This window comes from Mesorhizobium sp. RCAM 06353, assembly GCF_059683585.1.
On sequence record NZ_CM185031.1, the window covers coordinates 1368582 to 1388709 of the forward strand.

Annotated in this window: 10 protein-coding genes and 1 tRNA gene; 9 read left to right on the forward strand and 2 right to left on the reverse strand. The window is 63.4% G+C overall.

What is annotated here, in order from left to right; all coding sequences use genetic code 11:
* Nucleotides 1–251 precede the first annotated feature (251 nt).
* The 6 genes from AC56QX_RS06300 (at nucleotide 252) to AC56QX_RS06325 (ending at nucleotide 16642) form a co-directional block, all read left to right on the forward strand.
* Nucleotides 252–13040 carry a beta strand repeat-containing protein gene (locus AC56QX_RS06300; RefSeq protein ID WP_497114462.1) on the forward strand — a complete coding sequence of 4263 codons (12789 nt, stop codon included), beginning with the start codon at nucleotides 252–254 and terminating at the stop codon, nucleotides 13038–13040.
* Between the two features lie 135 nt (nucleotides 13041–13175).
* Entirely contained in the window at nucleotides 13176–13679 is a 504-nt protein-coding gene (locus AC56QX_RS06305; protein ID WP_497114465.1) for a phage tail protein, read from the forward strand.
* A 12-nt stretch (nucleotides 13680–13691) separates the two neighbouring features.
* On the forward strand, nucleotides 13692–14195 hold the full coding sequence (locus tag AC56QX_RS06310; protein WP_497114468.1) for a phage tail protein: 504 nt from the start codon (nucleotides 13692–13694) through the stop codon (nucleotides 14193–14195).
* Nucleotides 14196–14206: 11 nt separating this feature from the next.
* Nucleotides 14207–14731 carry a phage tail protein gene (locus tag AC56QX_RS06315; RefSeq protein ID WP_497114471.1) on the forward strand — a complete coding sequence of 175 codons (525 nt, stop codon included), beginning with the start codon at nucleotides 14207–14209 and terminating at the stop codon, nucleotides 14729–14731.
* A gap of 30 nt (nucleotides 14732–14761) precedes the next feature.
* Complete coding sequence (locus AC56QX_RS06320; RefSeq protein WP_497114474.1) at nucleotides 14762–16087, forward strand: DUF8189 domain-containing protein; 1326 nt, start codon at nucleotides 14762–14764, stop codon at nucleotides 16085–16087.
* Between the two features lie 12 nt (nucleotides 16088–16099).
* Nucleotides 16100–16642: a GNAT family N-acetyltransferase gene (locus AC56QX_RS06325; protein WP_497114477.1), complete on the forward strand. Its 543-nt coding sequence runs from the start codon at nucleotides 16100–16102 to the stop codon at nucleotides 16640–16642.
* Nucleotides 16643–16958: 316 nt separating this feature from the next.
* On the opposite strand, the gene AC56QX_RS06330 is transcribed toward AC56QX_RS06325, so the two are convergent.
* The gene (locus tag AC56QX_RS06330; RefSeq protein WP_497114480.1) at nucleotides 16959–17285 is read right to left on the reverse strand and encodes a DUF6916 family protein; all 327 of its coding nucleotides are present in this window, start codon (nucleotides 17283–17285) and stop codon (nucleotides 16959–16961) included.
* A 222-nt stretch (nucleotides 17286–17507) separates the two neighbouring features.
* Here AC56QX_RS06330 and AC56QX_RS06335 point away from each other — a divergent pair, with 222 nt between their 5' ends.
* The gene (locus AC56QX_RS06335; RefSeq protein WP_497114482.1) at nucleotides 17508–18296 is read left to right on the forward strand and encodes a SapC family protein; all 789 of its coding nucleotides are present in this window, start codon (nucleotides 17508–17510) and stop codon (nucleotides 18294–18296) included.
* 135 nt (nucleotides 18297–18431) lie between these two features.
* Nucleotides 18432–19163 (forward strand): class I SAM-dependent methyltransferase, encoded by a 732-nt coding sequence (locus tag AC56QX_RS06340; RefSeq protein ID WP_497114485.1) that lies wholly within the window; start codon nucleotides 18432–18434, stop codon nucleotides 19161–19163.
* Between the two features lie 102 nt (nucleotides 19164–19265).
* On the opposite strand, the gene AC56QX_RS06345 is transcribed toward AC56QX_RS06340, so the two are convergent.
* Nucleotides 19266–19340 (reverse strand) — tRNA-Gly (locus AC56QX_RS06345).
* Nucleotides 19341–19552: 212 nt separating this feature from the next.
* Here AC56QX_RS06345 and AC56QX_RS06350 point away from each other — a divergent pair.
* Nucleotides 19553–20050 carry a prolyl-tRNA synthetase associated domain-containing protein gene (locus AC56QX_RS06350; protein ID WP_497114488.1) on the forward strand — a complete coding sequence of 166 codons (498 nt, stop codon included), beginning with the start codon at nucleotides 19553–19555 and terminating at the stop codon, nucleotides 20048–20050.
* The last annotated feature ends 78 nt before the right edge of the window (nucleotides 20051–20128 follow it).

Sequence of the window (20128 nt, forward strand, 5' to 3'; positions counted from 1 at the left end):
TATTCTCCTGGAAAAGGCTTGATACCGCAATGGCGACTGCTCCTGAAGTCGACTTCCCGGCCAAGCAAGCCGGCAAATCTACTGTGGCAATATCGCCACAGGGCAGAAGTTTGGGAGTCGACAACAACAGTCACAACATTCCGGACTCGCTATACAATAGAATTCGCGTAAGAAATAAACGCGGGACGTGTAGTCCTCAGAAGGACTCGCCAGGGATGGGAACTACCGAGAAGTCTCGGCAAGTTGGTGAGATGGCAGCGCGCGGGGAGGGTTTCCACGTGCGCGCCGGTTATCGCCGTTCGCGTATCGCAAGGCATCTGTGGAAGACGACGGCACTGACGACGCTGGCGCTCGGCCTTTCAGGCGTGGTTGCCCATGGCGACCCCGATGGGCTCTGGCAGCCGCAGATCCGCGCCATCGTCGGCGCCGACAACAATGGCGGCAATGCCGCGCTCGAAGGCTTCATCCCGGTCAAGCAGACGGCCGAATCGGTGCTGTTCCTGGATGTCAGGGCCAAGCACGATTTCAAGGATGCTTCCGGCCAGGATATCGGCCTCGGCATTCGCCGCATCGTCAATCCCGACCTGATGCTCGGCGGCTACGCCTATATCAACGTCGAGAACTACAACAGCACCCAGTTCACCGCCGGCACGCTGGGCGTCGAGGCGATCACGCCGAATTTCGACGCGCATGTGAACGTCTTCGTGCCGATCAAGGGCGACTCGACCGACCACTCGACCAGCTCGTCGCTGTCGATGGTCAGCAACCAGCTGATCGAACAGATATCGGTGCTCGACCACCGCGACTACGCGGCCTGGGGCATCGAAGGCGAGATCGGCGCAAAGGTGCCGATCAACCTGCCCGACAAGCATTCGCTGCGGCTCGACATTGGCGGCTATCATTTCGAGGATCCGCACGGTGATGACGGCAGCGTCACCGGGGCCAAGGCCGGCTTCGAATACACGATCGGCGATGTCTTCGGCAGCGGCACCGAACTGGTGCTTGCCGGCGAGGTCCGCGACGACAATCGCGACCACACCCAGTTCGCCGGCAGCGTGCGGCTGAACATTCCATTCAACCCCGGCCATGGCTCGGACACGACCGCGGCCATCGACACGGACCCGATCTATCCGGTCAGCGAAGGCCTGCGCAAGCGCGTCAACGAGCGGGTGCGCGGCGATATCGGCGTCAGGATCCAGTCGCAGGAGTTGACCGGCGGCTCGACGACGCGCGTCGCCATCAACGCCGCCACCAATGCGGCCTTCGGCAAGTTTTATTTTGCGGATGGCGGCTTGGCCGGAGCCGGTACGCAGGCCGACCCGACGACGCTGGACGACGCGGTTACCAAGGCCGGCAGCGGCGGTTTTGTCGTGGCGCTCGGCGGCAATGGCAATCTGACGACGGCCGGCGTGACGCTTGCCAACGGCCAGACCGTCATCGGTGGCGGCGAAAGCGTCACCGCCAAACTTTTCAACGGCAGCACCGCGACCTTCAATCTCGGCGGCAGCGACGGCACGATCCAGGGCACCAACGTCGCCAACAACGTCATCACGCTCGGCAACGGCAACACGGTGAACGGCATCACCATCACCGGCGGCGCCGATGGCATTTTCGGCAACAACGTCACCGGCACGAAGCTGACCAATGTCACGGTGACGGGCGCCGGCGGCAACGGCGCCGAATTCAAGGGCAATTCAACCAACGTCAGCGCGTCCAATTTCACCGCGACCGGCAATGGCCTCGACGGCCTGCACATCGAAGATAACGGTACCTACAATTTTACCGGCACGACATTGCTGCAGAGCAATCTCGACGACGGTCTGGATATCACCGGCCAGGGCACCTACACCTTCGCCGTCGTCAATGCGCTGAACAATACCGACCGCGGCATAACCGTGCAGGGCACGTCGAGCGGTGGCAGCTTCACCACCACAGGCGGCACCATCTCCGGCAATGGCGGCGTCGGCGTCTTCATCGACCCGATCACCGCCCATGTGGTGCTGGATTCGATCACCCAGACCGGCGGCACGTCGGGTGTGGTGCTCAACCATGTTTCGGGCAGCTTCACCGTCAATGGCGCGACGACGATTTCCAACACGACGGGACCGGCGATCGCCATTACCGATTCGCCGGCGACGATCCGCTTCGGCGACATCAACATCACCAATCCCGGCGCCGACGGCATGTCGTTTGCCGGCGTCAACGCGGCGGTGGTGGCCGGCAACATCGTCATTTCCGGCCTCGGCGTCGGCACCGGCCTCGATTTCTCCGGCAGCCAGACGAATTTCACCGCGCAGTCGCTCAACATCACCGGCTCCAATGCTGCCGGCACCATCGGCATCGACCTTGCCGACACCACCGGCGACGCCACGATCATCATCACCAATGGCGGTTCCATTTCGGGCGTCGACACCGGCGTGCGCCTTGGCATTACCGGTTCGCTGGCTCATTCGGCGAACGCCGAATTCAGCTTCGGCGGCGGTTCGATCGCCGGCATCACCGCTTCGCTCGACGCCCGCGGCCTCAATCAGACGCTCGGCCACTATGCGTTCGGCTCGACCACTTTCAGCGGCCCGCAGCTGTTCGACCAGCAGAATGTGATTTTCGTCGGCGCCGTCGGATCATCGGGCGATGGCTCTTCGACGTCGAGCCTGCTTGCAATCGACCAGGCCGACCTCGATACGGACGGCACCGCGATCTTCGTGCTGGTCAATGGAGGCTCGCCGATCGATGCGTCGGGCGGTTTCTCGCTCAGCGACGGACAGACGCTGGCGTCCTTCGGTAATGGCCGCTCCTTCTCGCTTGGCGGCATTCCAATCAATGTCACCGGCGACAATGTCGAGCATGACCAGGTTGTCTCGGACCCGGGCGGCGCGGCAACGCTGACCAATTCCGGCGCCGGCGCCGTGGTGACGGCGGCCAATGGCAACTCGCTACTCGACTTCAATATTTCCGGCGGATCCGGCGCTGGAATCAGCGCCTCCGGCGTCAACGGCCTGACCGTCCAGGGCGTGACGGTGAGCAGCGTCGCCACCGGCCTGTCGCTCAACAATTTCAGCGGCACCGGCACCTTCAACAATTTCGACGTCACCAGCGCCGGCACCGGCGTCAGCATCACCGGCGGCACCACCGGCACGTTGACGTTCGATGCGGCGAGCTCGATCGCCGGCACGACCGGCGTGGCGTTCAACATCGATAGCTCGACGCCGAACCTGACCTATAACGGCACGATCAACCAGACGAGCGCCAACAGCGCGGTCAAGATCAACGCCATGACCGGCGGCAGCGCCACTTTCGGCGGCAAGATCACCGCCAGCACGGGTGCGGCCAATGCGATCGACCTGACCGGCAATGCCGGCGGCGCGATCAATTTCACCGGTGGTCTCGACCTGACCACGGACGGCGGCTTCGCCTTCAGCGCCATCAATGGCGGCACGCTGACGGTGACCGGGGCGGGCAATACGGTCAACACCGGCGCCGGCGCGACGGAAAAGGGCATCCAGCTCGGCGGCGCCAGCGGTCTCACCATCGGCGCGGCGGGCGTTACCTTCGCCAGTGTTACCGTCGATGGCTCCGGCGGCACGGTGCCGACCGGCATCCTTATCGAGAACACCAGCGGCGGCAATGTCACCTTCGGCGCCGTCGATATCAGCCGTGCCAATGGCGATGCCATCCGGCTGACAAATGTCGCCAGCGGCACCTATACGTTCAACGGCACCACCACCATCGCTACAGTCGGCGGTCCGGGCCCGGGCTTCGTGGTTCAGAACAGCGCCGCGACGGTCAGCGTCAACAATCTCGTCACCACCAGTGTGTCCGGCGCCGATGTCAGCCTGACCAACAACACCGGCACGATCGGCATCGGCGGCACCATCAGCAATTCGGGCACCGGCGACGGCGTCTTCGTCTCCGGCGGCACCGCCGCGATCACCATCAGCGCCGCCATCAACAGCTCCGCCACCACGGGTGGCACGGCGGTCAAGGTCGACGCCACCACCGGTGGCTCGGTGACCTTCAGCGGCGCGGTCACCTCGACCGGCACGGGCAATCTCTTCGACATCGGCTTCAGCAGCGCGCCAGCCAACACCCAGATCAGCTTCACGGGCTCGGCGCTGACGGCGACCGGCGGCGGTGGCGCTATCATAACCAGCATCGGCAATGGCTCGGTATTCAATGCCTCGGCGCCGCTGTCGGTCACCAATGCGACCGGCAACGGCGTGTCGGTCTCCAACGTCGCCGCCGGCGGCAGCGCCACGTTTGGCGCGGTGACCGTGTCGGGCGCCGGCGGCAACGGCATCGACATTGGTGGCAACGGCGACACCAATGGTGCTGTCACCTTCGGTACGACCAATGTGACGCTGGGCTCGGCCGCCAACACGGCAGGCATCAATTTCGACGGCAACAATGCCGACATCACCTTCGGCACAACGACCGTCAGCAATGTCGGCGCCAACCAGACCGGCATCGACTTCAGCGTATCGGCCACGACGGCCGATTTCGGCTTGACGACCATCACCGGCACCGGTGATCTGACTTCGCGCGGCATCGACCTGTCGTCGACGCAAGGCGACAAGACCATCACCTTCCTGCAAGGCTCCAGCATTTCCAATGTCGGCGTCGGCGTCGAACTGTCGTCGGGCGGCACCACGGCGACCTCGGCCAACGCCAACTTCACCTTCGGCGACGGCAATGCGGGCGATGGGCTGGAGTCCTTCATCACCGCGGCAGCCGGCGGCTACACCGTCAACACGATCGGGCTCGATCCGACGCTCGGCAATTATGATTTCGACGATGTCGCCTTCACCGGCCCCGCCAATCTGGCCAGCGCTGTCGGCGGCGTCATCATGGTCTCGCAGTCGGGGGGCGTGATCGCCGCCGGCACGGACGGGCTCAGCGCCGCGGTGACGACCATCTCTGTCGCCGCCGCCGATGCCATGGCCGGCACGCAGACCTTCGCCTTCGTCGGCACCGTCGATCTCAGCGGCACGCCATTCACGCTCGATTCGGGACAGTCGATCACCGGCTTCGGCAACGGCACCTCCATCCTCACCTCCGGCACCATCCAGCCGGTCAATGTCCAGGGCAATCTCGGCGCCACCGGCGGCAACGTCACCGGCAATGAAGGCGTGGTCACCGGCACCGGCGACTTCCTGCACCTGCTCGGCGGCAACCAGGTGCGCAACACCGCTTTCGACTTCAACGGCGCCAGCGGCGCGGTCTTCACCGTCGACCAGAATGCCGGCGGCTTCAACAATGCCGGCGGCATCGTCATCGAAGGCGTCACGGTCAGCAATGTCGCCACCGGCAGCTTGGCGTTCAATGTCACCAGCCTCGACACCAACCTGTCGATCACCAACAACAATATCAACGTTGCGGGCACGCTGCTCAAAGTCACTGGTGGGACCGGCAACGTCACGATCACCCGCGGCACCTTGCCGAACAGCGCAACGGCAGGGACGCTGACCGGCGGTGGCGTCAGCATCGCAAGCCGCACCGGCGGCCTAGTCAACTTCACCGACAAGGTGACAGTCACCGGCGATGGTGTGTCGCTCACCAACAACACCGGCTCCACCGTCACCTTCGCCGATCTTGACATCTCCACGAATGGCACGACGGCGTTCAGCGCCACGGGTGGCGGCACGGTCAATGTCACAACCGGCACGATCAACGCCACGTTGGCACAAGCGGCAGCGCTCGACGGCATCACGGCCGGCATCAATTTCGCCACGACCAGCGCGACATTCGCCACCGGCAACGGCATCGACCTGCAGAATGTGAGCGGCACGGCGAGCTTCGGCACCGGCACGCTGACCAACAGCGGTGCGGGCACGTCATTCAACGTCGGTTCGACCACCGCCGCCAGCGGCGGCACTGCAGCCATGTCCTATGGCGGCACGATTGCCACCAACGGCGCGGGCGCCGCGGTCTCGATCCAGAGCATGACCGGCGGCTCGGTGACCCTGTCGGGCAATTTGACCGACAGCAATGCTGCGGCCGGCGGCAACATCGTCATTGCCGGCAACGATTCGGCCACCATCACCTTCTCGGGCTTGAGCAAGGTGATCAGCTCGGGCGCCACCGACGCCGTCAGCCTGGGCATGGTTGGCAATTTCCCGGCGGGTACGCCGACCCCCAACACCAATTCCGCGATCAATTTCACCGGCGGCGGTCTCGACATAAAGACGACGACCGGCACCGGCTTCATCGCCTTCGGCGATTTTACCACCGGCACCGTTACCGTCACCGGCGCGGGCAACAAGATCAATTCCGGCGCCGACGGCCTTATCCTGTTTGGCGCCAATGTCGGTGCTGGCGGGGTTACCTTCGACAGCGTCTCGGCCGTATCCACCAATGCCGGCGCAGGTGTTCTGCTTGGAGGTATCAATCTCGCCGGCGACGTCAACATTGGCGGCCTGAAGGATACCGGCTACCTCGGCGCCTCGCTGGCCGGCCTGGGCGGCGCCGGCGTGGTGAATTTCACCGGCACGACCGATCTCGACGTCAGCTACAGAGGGTTCGATATCGGTGGGCCGCAGGTCGGCACCATAAACATCGCCAATGTCGCCGGATCCACCCTGACCATCGATGGCGCTGAGGTCGGTATCGCATTGACGACCTCGGGCGGGACCGTCAACGTTGGCGGCAATGGCGGCAGCGCCAGCATCGGCGCGACGACAAGCACCACCGGTTCAGCGATCACTCTCGCCGGCGGCAACAACCTTGTCCACGCCACACTGAACTACAACGGCTCGATCAGCGTCAGCGCCGGCAGCGTCTTGCAGGCCGGCGGCGGCGACTGGAGCGCGCTCAACATGAGCGGCTCGGTCGTTTCGACCTCGGCGGTAGCACTGCCGGGGACAGCGGTCTTCACCTTCAGCGGCAACGCCGAGGGCGTCTACAATATTTCGAGCACGATCGATCATACCGGCAGCGCCATCGGCGTGCTGTTTGACGGATCGTCCGAGGGAACGGCCACCTTCTCCGGCGCGTCGAAGATCTTCAACACCAGCAGCGGCACCAACGACGCCATCGTCAAGGCCCCCAGCATCGGCCCGACCCAGGGCACGGGCACGCTCGCCTTCACCAATGGCGGTCTGGTCATCACCACCTCGAGCGGCGCCGGCTTCACCGCCAGCACCTTCGGCGCCGGCACGGTCAGCGTCAGCGGCACCGGCAACACCATCACCACCGGCACGGGCACCGCGCTCGACCTCGACGGTGCGACGGTCGGCGCCGGCGGCATCAACTTCGATTCCATCTCGGTCAACGGCGCGGCGACCGGCATCTCGCTCAACAATGTCAGCGGCGGCACGCTCAGTCTCGGCGCGGACGACCTGGAAGGCATCACCTCTCGCGGCGTCGATATTTCCGGCACGCTTGGCTCGACGCTGGACTTCACCAGTTTGAAGGTCGGGCTCAATGCCGCCAATGCGGTCGGCTTCGACCTCAACGGCGCGGCGCTCGGTGCGAGTAACATCACGGCGGGCGATTTCGACGTCGACGGCGGCAGCTTCGCCGGCACGATCGGCATCGACATGGCCGGCACCACAAGCACCACCGGTACGATCCAGCTCGGTGACACCGTCAACAACAACCCGGCCGGCCAGACCTCGACCATCGCCAATGTCGGCTATGGCGTGCAGTTCTCCAGCGCCACCAACGCCCAGCTGGTGTTTGGCGACGGCCAGGGCCCTGCCGAATCCTCGATCGCGACCACCGGCGGCCAGGTCATCCACGCCACCGATAGTTTGCCGACCAATGGCGACTACAATTTCAACGACGTCAATTTCACCGGCGACACCGCGAACCTGGCGTCGATCAGCGTCTACTATGTCACGGCGGGCGGCACCGGCGATGGCAGCCTCGCCAATCCGGGCAGCTATGTCGGCGCGCAGGCGTCCACGGCCAATGTCGTGGTGCTGATCGACCAGAACGTCAACGGCGCCCAGGAGACCGTCGACCTGAGCGGCACCACGTTCAACCTCGATGACGGGCAGGTGCTGCTCGCCTTCAAGAGTGGCGATGCGGCCGTCGATGTCTCGCAGCTCGGCGTCGACACCAGCAGCGGCGCATCCGCGGCCTTCCACTTCACCACAGTACAGAATTCGCCGATCATCTCGGCGCCTGGTGGCATCGATACGCTGCGGCCGATCCTGCAGAGCAACAACGCCACCTCGGTGATCAATTTCGCGACCAGCGGCACCGGCGTCTTCACCGGAGGCATCGAAAACCTGATCGTCCGCAATATCGGCAGCGGCGCCGGCGTCGCCGTCAATGCGACGGGCGCCTCCAGTTTCTTCCTCAGGAACAACGACATCGCCGCCGGAGGCAATGCACTCGACTTCTCCACGACCGGCGCGCCGGCCAATACGCTTCTGCTTTCCATCGACGGCAACACGCTCAGGTCGACCGCGTCCGGGCTGGCTGCGTCCTTCTCTGGCCAGAACATCAGCGCGACGGACAATTCGATCGCGATCAGGTCGTTTGCCGGCAACAAAGTGACCGGCGGTGCTGGAAGCGGCGGCATCGCCTTCAACAATGTCCGGTTCGACTCCGATGGCGCCGGCGGCACCGTCAGCGCCGGCACGCTCGCCATGGGCACTCCCGGTGCGCGGATCCAGGGCAATGGCCTGAGCTTCACCAATACCAGCGGCACCTTTGATCTGGGCCAGCTCAACCTCGCCAATACCGGCGGCACCGGCGTCCTGGTCAACACCAAGGGCGCCGGCACGGTCTTCACGCTGAACAGCAGTGCCGGCGTGGTCACCACCAACGGCGGCACGGCGTTCAACCTCGATCCGCTGACCGTGAACATGACGTTCAGCAGCGTGAGTGCCAACAGCAGCGCCAGCGGCATCATCTTCGACGGCGTGGCCGGCACCTTCACCGTCACCGGCGCGACGAGCATTTCCAACACGACGGGCTTCGGCATCGATGCCATCAACACCAACACCGGCACCTTCAACTTCAACACCGTGACGGTGAACAACACCGCTACGACCGGCGGCGGCATCCATGTCCAGACCGGCACGCTCAACGTTTCTGGTCTCGCCAACATCGACACGACGAGCGGAAAAGGCGTCTTCCAGGAAGGCGGTAGCACCAGCTTCACCGGCGGCCTGACCATCGACACCACCAGCGGCGACGGCTTCCTCGGCATCGCCGCCGGCTCGATCACCGTCAGCGGAACCGGCAACACGATCACCACGGCGACAGGCCGGGTGCTGTCGCTGCAGACCGCCGTGATCGGTGCCGGGGGCATGAAATTCGACACGCTGAAGGCGACGGGAACCGTCAGCAGTGGCGCCGGCGTGCAGCTCGCCACTGTCTCTGGCGGCGCCTTCAACGGCGGCGCCCTGTCTGTAGCCGGCGCAAGCAACAACGGCCTGATCGTTCAGAACAGCACGTCGTCAACGGTCAATTTCGACAGCGTGGTCGTCAGTTCGGCTGCCGCCGTCGGCGTCTATGTCATCAACACCGTCACCGGCCCGGTCACCATCGGCACGGTGACGATAGACAATACGGGCGACGCCGGCGTGCGCGTCGAGAACACGTCCGGCACGATCAACATCAATGGCGGTTCGATCGGCGCGACCAACGACCCGACCGGCTCCGCCGTCCAGGTAATCGGCGGCGCCGCGACTTTGAACGTCGTCGCCTCGCTCACCAAGACCACCGCAGGCAAGATCGTCGACATCTCCGGCGTCACCGGCGGCGCGGTCACGTTGTCGGGCAATCTCAGCGCCAACACCGCCAGCGACAATGGCATCTATGTCCACGGCAACACCGGCGGCACCTTCAATTTCAACGGCGCCATGACGCTTTCCACAGGCGTCAACACTGCGGTCAATCTGGATACCAACACCGGCGCCACCATTAATTTCGCCGGCGGCATGGGCATCACCACCAGCTCCGGCCTCGGCTTTGGCGCCACCGGCGGCGGCACGATCAACGTTACCGGCACCAACACGATCCACACGACCTTGGGCGGCCAGCTGCTGGTCTGGAACGGCATGACGGTCGGCGCCAGCGGCGCAACGTTCAGCACGATGACAGCGGACACCAAAGTCACCGGCGGCGATGCGGTCAATTTGACCAATGTCGGCGGCGGCACCTTCAATGGCGGCACGCTCAGCGTCCCAGGCGGCACCAACTCCAACGGCATCTTCCTCAACGGCACCAGCGCAACGGTGAACTTCGCCAAGGTGACGATCGCGGATCAGACGGGCACGGCCACCGGCGGCGGCATCAGGATCGACAACAACACCGGCGCGGTCACGATCAGCGACAACACGAGTCTGATCGGCGGGTTCGGCGCTGTCCAGGGTATCGGCATCGACATCAATGGCGGCTCCGGCAACATCACCATCGCGGCGTCGGTGTCGAAGGGAACCGTTGCCAACAACGTCGTTCAGATCAGCGGCCGTACCGCTGGAACCGTCACACTCAGCGGAACCCTGAGCGCGGACCAGAGTGTCGGCACCGCCAACGGCATAGACGTCAGCAACAACACCGGCGGCACAATCACCTTCTCCGGCGCTGGCAGCGCGCTGAACACCGGAACCACCACCGCCGTCAACCTGACCAACAACACGGGCGCGACGGTCAACTTCATCGGCGGCGGCCTCAACATCGACACCACCAGCGCCATCGGCTTCAACGCGACCGGTGGCGGTACGATCAATGTCGCGGGCGCCAGCAACACCATCCAGACGTCATCAGGGCAGATCCTGAACTGGAACGGCGTCGCCATCGGCGGCAGCGGCGTCACCTTCGCCACGCTGCAGTCCACCGCCTCGGTCGCTGCCGACCCGATCAACCTGACCAATGTCAGCGGCGGCACATTCATCAGTGGCGCCGTTACTGTTGCCGGCACGTCCGGTGGCGGCGATGGCATCGAGATCAACGGCTCCAGCGCCACATTCAACTTTGGCTCCGCCAGCATCTCGGCGACCGCCGGCAATGGCATCCTGCTCAGCGGCGCCAACGGCGCGGTGACCTTCACCACGGTGACAATCGACAACACGACCCTGGCCGGCATCAGGATCGACAACAACACCAATGCGGTCAACGTCAATGGCGGCTCGATCGGAGCGACCAACGACCCGACCGGCGTCGGCGTCGACATCAATGGCGGCACGGGCGCCGTCACTATTGCCGTGTCGGTGACCAAGACCACGGCCGGCAACATCGTCCAGGTCAGTGGCCGCACAGCCGGAACCGTTGCTTTCAGCGGCAATCTGAGCGCCACTGGCGCCGTCGCCAACGGCATCGACGTCAGCGGCAATTCCGGCACGGCGGTGATCAATTTCTCGGGTACCAGCAAGACGCTGACCACCGGAGCCAACACCGCCGTCAACCTGACCAGCAACACCGGCGCGACAATCAACTTCACTGCCGGCGGGCTGGTCATCAACACCACCAGCGGCACCGGCTTCAACGCCACCGGCGGCGGCACGGTGACGGTGCAAGGCACCGGCAACACCATAACGTCGACGACCGGCACCGCTCTCAACGTCGTCAACACGACAATCGGGGGCCCGGGCCTGACGTTCCAGAGCATTTCGGCGAATGGCGGCACCAACGGCATCGTGCTCAACAACACCGGCCTCGCCGCCGGCAATGGCGGGCTGACGGTCACCGGCACCGGCGTTACGGCAGGTTCCGGCGGCACAATCCAGAACACGGCGCAAGGCGCGCTGTTCACGTCGACGAAGAACCTGTCACTGTCGAACATGAACTTCACCAATGCCAACACCGGCAACGGCACGCTGAACAATATCGACGGCCCGACATTCAACAGCGCCGCCCAGGCCGCCATCAACATGAGTGGCTTGGCGACGGCAGCGTTCACCAATTTGAATCTGAACGGCGGCGTCCAGGTCGGCATCAACGGCCAGAACGTGTCGGATCTGACGATCGCCAACACCACGGTAACCGGCTTCGGCGACGCCGTCTTCGAAGGCGCCATGCGGTTCTACAACCTCACCGGCACGTCATCGATCACGAATTCCACGTTCAGCTTCGCGGCCGGCGCTGGCGGCGACAATCTGGTCGATATCCGCAATGACTCGGGCACCAGCCTGACGCTGAACATCAGCGGCAGCACTTTCAGCAACACGAAACTTTCGGCAAACGGCGCGCAAGGTCTGAACTTCGAGGCCTTCGGCTCCGCCAACGCGACGCTGAATATCTTGAACAGCAACTTCCTTAGCCTCAAGACCTCCGGCGTCGAGGCCTTCGCACGCGACACCTCGACACTGAACGTCAACATCGGCGACGGCACGGCCGGCAACGGCAATACGTTCGATCCGCAAGGCGGCCTCGGCCGCGCCATCGGCCTCAACGCCGAGGATACCGCGCACCTGAACTTCAAGATCCTCAACAACAAGAAGATCTATGGTAATGGCGGTCCGGTCATCAACGTGTTCGGCATCAACAATGCCGTCATCATGGGCCGCATCAACAACAATGCCGACATCCAGGGCGGCGGCGTTGGCTCGACCGGCTCGGCGATCTTCATCCATCCTGAAGACGCCTCGACCGGCGTCATCGAGGTCATCGGCAACACCATCAGCAAGACCGGCAATGATGCCGCGATCCTTGTCACACCGCATGGCGACGGCGCCGGTCCGAGCACCGACAACGGTTCGCTGGACCTGACGATCAAGAACAACACGATCACAACGTCTGGCAGCGGCACGCCGGGCGGTGGCGTTGCTGCCATCGAGGTGCATTCGGGTTCCAACAGCAACGACTTTACAACGACCTATCTCAATATCAGCGGCAACGCCGTGACCCTCGGCCAGCCCGCCGATGACGCTGCCTTCCTATCACGTGTCGGCAGCACGACCTCGCATCTGTATTTCCAGAATTTCGTCGGCGGCGCCAACAACTCGGCCAGCGCCGTCGCTACCTGGAACGCCGGCGGCAATACGCCGACGAATTCGGCGGTTGCGGTCGATGTTGGAGGCGCGCTGCCTTACGCCGCGGTGCCGGGCGCACACAATGGCGGGCTGGTTCTTGTGCCGACTAACTGATCCTGGCGCGGATACGTTTATAAAGCATTAGGCATGATGGGTGGAGTAGAGAGCGTACCATTTTCTTGGAGATTCCTGTCGACTTGCTAATTCAATTGTCTTAATGTCAGTATAAGCAGTTCAGGGAGAGGGCGTATGGCTGAACCGTTCTTGTCGGAAATCAGAATCATGTCGTTCGTGTTCCCGCCAAAAGGCTGGGCACTCTGCGACGGCCAGCTGCTCCCCATCAACCAGAACCAGGGGCTTTTTTCGCTGCTCGGCACCACTTTCGGCGGCGACGGCCGGGTGAATTTTGCGCTCCCCGACTATCGCGGGCGCATGCCTATCCACGTCGGCAACGGCCATACGCTGGGCGAGCGCGGCGGCGAGCAGGCCCACACGCTGTCGATCGCGGAAATGCCCACGCATGTCCACGCCGCCAACGCATCGTCTGTTACGGGCGCGACCAATCTTCCGGCCAACAACCTGCTTGGCAACAGCACGCCAAACACCCTCTACGGTCCGGTGCAGAACCTCGGCGCCATGGTTGCCGGCACTGTCACCGATATCGGCGGCAGTCAGGCGCATCTCAACATGCAGCCTTTCCTGACGCTCAGCTTCTGCATCGCCTTGCAGGGCATTTTCCCGTCGCCGACCTGAGGAAACGCGATCATGGCACAACCCTATGTTGGTGAAATACGTATGTTTGCCGGCAATTTCGCGCCGGCGGGCTGGATGTTCTGCGAAGGGCAGCTTGTGCCCATCTCCGAGAACGAGACCCTGTTCAACCTCATCGGCACCACCTATGGCGGTGACGGCCAGAGCACCTTCGCGCTGCCTGATCTGCGGGGCCGTCTTCCCATCCACCAAGGCAATGGGTTCACCCTGGCGGAGACGGGGGGCGTGGAGGACATCACGCTGACAATCCAGCAGATTCCGGCGCACAGTCACGGCTTGCTGGCATCGAACGATATCGCCAATCAGCCCAATCCCAGCCAAAGCGTGATCGCCAGATCGGGTCAGGTCAACGCGTTTATCAATGCCGGTCCATCGGTGGCAATGGCCACCCAGTTTCTCGGCAGCGTCGGCGGCAGCCAGCCGCACAGCAATTTCCAGCCCTATCTCTGCGTCGACTTCATAATCTCGCTGTTCGGCATCTTCCCGTCGCAGACTTAAAGAGGACCGTCATGGCCGATCCGTTCGTCGCCGAAATCCGCATCTTTCCGTTCAACTTCGCGCCCAGGGGTTGGGCCTGGTGCGATGGCCAGTTGCTGCCGCTGTCGCAGAACACGGCGCTGTTCTCCCTGCTCGGCACCACCTATGGCGGCAACGGCAAGTCCAATTTCGCACTGCCGGATCTGCAAGGCAGATCGCCGATGCATCCGGGCCAAGGCCCTGGCCTGTCGCTGCATGATCTCGGCGAAACCGGCGGTTCGGAAACCGTGTCGCTGCTGGAGTCCGAGATGCCGATGCATACCCATTTCGTCCAGGCTGCTCCTTCGATCGTCAGCGGCGACAGCAACATCGCCCCCGGCAACGCATTCGCCAAGTCGAGCCAGGGAAATGTGTATGTCACGCCAGGCAGCTTGGTGCAGCTGTCGGGCCAGACCATAGCGCCCGTCGGCGGCGGCCAGCCGCACAACAATCTGCAGCCCTACCTCACCTGTTACTTCTGCATCGCGCTGCAAGGCGTTTTCCCGCCGAGAACCTGAATTCCGAGCCAACAGGGCAGGACCAAAACGATGGCCAAGAACGCAGAACCGAAGTCGAAAGCCCCTGCGGCGAAGAAGACGGCGCCAGTGCCCAGGACGGCTTCCAAAGTCAGGGAGGGCGGCCCGGTGCGGTCCGGTCCCGCGCCCGTCTACCAGAGCATGCCGGCCGGGGCGTCGTTCTTCGAACTGTCGCGGCTGATGGTGGTGGGCATCGATTCCGCCGCCGGACGCCTGATCCAGAAAGCCCAGGACGCGCCCAACGGTTCGTGGCCCGATGCCTGGCAGATCATCGCGCCCGGCGCCTGGGTGATCATGACCGCCGGCCTGACCAAGGATGGCCGTGTGGCGGTCGTCGGGCAGCCGTCGGGCACCACCAATCTGTCCTTCATCACCGAGGACGCCAACCAGGTCGGCCCGATCGACAAATGGAACCCGCCGGTCGGTATCGGCGCGCCGCCCGGCGCCGCGTCCTACCAGAAATTGACGATGGCGAACGACGCCGACGGCCGCATCGAAATCTTCCTCACCGACAATCAGGGTCGCATCTGGTGGATCTACCAGAATCCGGACCAGATCGTGCAGGTGCAGAAAACCATCACGCCGCCCGGCTCCTCGACGCCGATCGTCGTCACCGTCGATGTGCTCGCACCGCCCGTCAAGCCGTGGAGCGACTGGCAGCAGCTGACCGGTCAGCTGGTGACCGTCACCGCCATACGCCAGGGCGACGGCCGCATCGCGCTGTTCGGCATCAATTCGGGCCTGCATCTCTACCGCTGCCAGCAGGCGAAGGCTCAGGCGCTGAAGGTCGCCGACTGGACGGGCTGGGTGCAGATCGACACCACGCAGACCGGCGGTTTCACCGAGATGGCGCCCGCAATCGGCCCGCTGGGCGCCACCAATCTGTTCGCCCTGACCCAGAACGGCCAGGTGCTGCACACCCGCCAGCAGCCCGCCGGCTCTGACACATGGACGCAATGGGCGACGACAGGCTACTCCAGGGTGCCCAAATACACGCTCGCCGCCGGCATTCAGGGCGACGGCGACATCGTGCTGGTTTCCTCCGACCAGCAGCGTGTCCACGAATTCAACGCGCAATGGGATGCCTATACGCAGAACTGGTCGGGATGGCGCGATTTCGCCAACTCCCTCTACGCGACACGGCTGACGCTCAACTACAATGCCGACGGGCGGCTCGCTCTGTTCAGCCTGATGATCATGCCAGACGGCACCAACGGGCTGTGGACCATCAACCAGATGGGCATCGATAGCTCCGAATGGGAATATGCCTGGACGAACCTGACCAACGACAACCTCAAGCAGATCGTCGTGGTGCGCGACCTGACGCCGCCGGTCTGACGCGCAGACAGCGTGGCGGACTCCGGCCTGGTACAGCTTTCTCCGGTCTGGTCGCGGTCGCGGCAGGCCGGGCTCGGCTTCCGTGCATCGACGGAGGCGGATCTGCCGTTCCTGTCGCGGCTCTACGCCTCGACGCGCCTGGAAGAGCTCGCAGTGACGTCGTGGAGCGAGGCCCAGAAGACCGCCTTCCTTGACATGCAGTTCCAGGCGCAGCACGCGCACTACAGAAAACACTACCCCGAGGCCGACTGGCTGGTGGTGGAGCGGGCCGGGCAGGACATCGGCCGCCTCTATATCGAGCGCTGGCCAAGCCAGCACCGCATCATCGACATCGCCTTTCTGCCCGCCCATCGCCGCAGGGGATACGGTTCGGCGCTGCTGCGCGACCTCATCGACGAGGCATGGTTAGCCGGCAAATCAGCGTCGATCCATGTCGAGAAGAACAATCCGGCCAGGCTGCTCTATGTCGAGCTCGGCTTCACGGTGGTCGAGGACAAGGGCGTTTATGATTTGATGGCGTGTGTGCCGGCTGGGGGTGGGGCGGTTGGGTCGTGACGGGCAGAGACCCGCAGGCAGGAACACCGTTTGCTGATGGACCTCATACCTTGGCGACTGGCGCAAACATCAATCGCTTCGTCATCCTATGGCGGAGCAAGGAGCGAAGCGACGCGGCGCAGACCATAGGATCCATGCCGGGACTCCTGTGCGCCGCCACGGTTCAAACATTCTGCTCCGCTGCGCCCTTCGACTAAGGTCGCGGCATGGATCCTAGGGTCTCCGCGACGCCGCTGCGCGGCTGCTCCGCCCTAGGATGACGACGTTGGGGAGGCTTCGGCAAATCTCCGGGTTTCCGATGGAATACCAGCGACGCCTAATTAAACACCGCCTCATAAAGCCGCCCGGCCGCGTCGGCGGCGATCGGCACGATGAATATCTCGTGCTCCCCGCCATGACCCGTAAAGCGATAGGTCGCCTGCGGCAGCAGCGTTTCGCGCGGGCCCCGGAACACCAGCGAGAAACCCCCGCCCGGACGCGGGCTAGCGACGATGGGCTTGACCGCGTTCAGTTCCAGCGAGACCGGCTTGCCGCCGGCCTCGACGGTGAACACCTGCCCGTGCTCGAAATCCGTTACCGACGCCATGCCATCGCTCCGCTTGCTGCCGGGTGCAATCTCGCCGGTTCGCGGCAGGCTGTCCATAGGCCTGGCAGCCAGCCTGAGCGATGGGCGAGACAATTCGTCGGGGCAAAGCGCAAAATACCGCAACGGTCGTGCTTTTATGCGCGAGACGGACACTGTAGTACTTTGTTCCTGCGCCGGAGTCTTGGTCCAGCCAAGATCAGCGCAACAAGAGCAGATGCCAGTCTTGGGTCTGATGCGCAGCAACCGGCCCAATCGGCTGGCGGGAGAAAGGGACGGACCATGGCTGACAACGGGGCAAGAACGGAAGCGGCGCCGGCGGCCGAGGCGATGCCGCTGTTCTATTCGAAGCCGGAGGCGCTCAACCCGGCGCGGCACGGCTCGCTCGGCCTGACCGCGCGCGGCGACTTTGCCTTCGCCCGCACCGCGCATGCCATCCCGGTGGTGGCGTCGGAAATGCCGGCGGCGATGCGCTCCTACCCGATCGTCTTCATCGGCCCGGCCAAATCCCCTGTCATCATCACTGGCGTGCGCCAGGGCGAGAACCTGTTCGTCGATGCCGACGGCCGGTGGACGGCACCCCACTACATTCCCGCCTATGTCCGCCGCTACCCCTTCATCCTTGCCGAGGACCCGACCACATCAGGCCGGCTGACGCTGTGCGTCGACAGGGCAAGCGAGCGGGTCATCGACCAGCTCATGGCGCCATTTCGCGAAGACAAGATCGCACCGTTCTTCAGCGGCACTGAGCCGACCGAAGCAACCAAGCAGGCGCTCGCCTTCTGCAACCAGTTCCAGATCGACTTCCGCGCCACCCGCGAGATGATCGACAAGATCGACGCGCATGGCCTGTTTGCACCGCGCCAGAGCAAGGTGACGCTGGAAGGCGGCGAAGTGCTCAATCTCACCGATTTCCAGGTGATCGACGAGCCGGCCTTCAACAAATTGAGCGACGAGGCCTTCCTCGACCTGAGGAAATCCGGCGCGCTCGGCCTGCTCTACTGCCACCTCGCCTCGACCAACAGCTGGACCTCGCTGGTACACCAGGCATCGCTGCGCAAGGCGGGGTAGCGGCGGCCGGCGGCGTGATGTCGCGCCGGAAGCGGTGATTTCGCTGGGTTCAAGCAGCGAAGGAGAGGCTGCCTGGTCTTGCCGGACCCTGCGGCTTGCTATGCATCCGAGGCTCCCGGGGATCGCGACCTGAAAATGCCCTCACTCAAGCGACTTGTCAGAAAGCCGATTTATGCACTCAGTTCGCGTTTCGCGATCAGCAGGCTAGAACGCGTTGTTCGCGAAATTGAAGATGTGAAAGTGGAAGCGCTTTCGGATGGCACTTTTCTCGAAACGAAAATCCGCCAGATTGGCCTGCGCCATGACCGGCGTGGACTGTATGGAGATGATGTCAGCGACATGAATTTCCATGCGCCTGGTTTGTGGCAGATTCCGAGGCAACTGGCGGAAGCCATGGTACTGTTGGCCAGCCAACGGATTGTCAGCTTTCTTGAGGTGGGAACTTGCGACGGCTTCACATTTTCCTTCATGGCGGCATGTCTGTCGAGACAAAATCCCGGCCTGAAAGCGACGACGATCGATATCGCTGCCTCTCTTCCGGCTTGCGCGCGCATCGTCTTCAAGACACCCGTCGAGTTTCTAGCCGGGAAGACGTCGGACGCATTCGCCGAAGAAGCATTTGATCTCGTTCTTATCGATGGAAATCACTCCTACGAATGGGTTGCCCGCGACTACCAAAATGTGGGTCGGCGGGCGCGCCTCTGCATGTTTCACGATATAAACGATCGATTATGTGGAGACGAGACCGTTCCGAAATTCTGGAGGGAGCTAAAGATCAAGGAGTTGGGACGCGCCGATTTCTATGAATTTTTGTATCACTCCAGTTCCGACAGAGTCATGGGTATCGGCATTCGGATCAAACGCTGAGCAATGGTATCGGGTGGCTGGGGACGACCAGATTGTAGCCTCCAAACGCAAAACGGCCGCCTAAGGCGACCGTTTTCGATGCTTGATTTCCCTGGAGGAAATTGGAGCGGGTGAAGCGATTCGAACGCTCGACCCCAACCTTGGCAAGGTTGTGCTCTACCCCTGAGCTACACCCGCTCACACGGCGTCTTGGCCGCAAGCCGGGCCTATATGGCTGAAGAGCGCGGCGATTGCAACAGGGAAATCGCAGGGTTTTTGCAACACGCCAAGCGACGCCGGCAAACCGCCCGCGCCGGGCGGATTTTGCCACGCCGCTGCGCGATGGTCTTGTGTCGGCCACCGCATTGGCCGTAAACGGCAAGGCAGGAATTGGACGAGAAGAAAGATCGATGCCGAAGAGCGAAGCCGAACTTTTTGCCTTTCTTGCCGAACGCGGCATTGCCGTTTCGACGATACGCCATCCGCCGCTCTATACGGTGGCCGATTCGCAGGCACTGCGCGGCGAAATCGCCGGCGGGCACACGAAGAACCTGTTCCTGAAGGACAAGAAAGACAATTTCTTCCTGGTCACTGTCGGCGAGGATGCGGTCGTCGATCTCAAGCAGATCCACCAGCTGATCGGCGCTGCCAGCCGGGTTTCCTTCGGCAAACCGGAAATGCTGATGGAGCTTTTGGGCGTTTCGCCGGGCGCCGTCACCGTCTTCGGCGTCATCAACGACACGGCAAAGCGTGTGAAGCTGGTGCTCGACAAGGAATTGATGGAACATGCCGTCATCAACGCGCATCCGCTGACCAATGAGGCGACGACATCGATCGCGGCGGCCGATCTCATCAGATTCGTCGAGGCAACCGGGCATGATGCTGCTATCTTGAAAGTCTCGGCATGATCGCCACATGCATGGCGAAACCGACTTCCAATGACATGGCGCCGACCTGCGGACCGGCGGCGCGACCGAAAGGGTGAC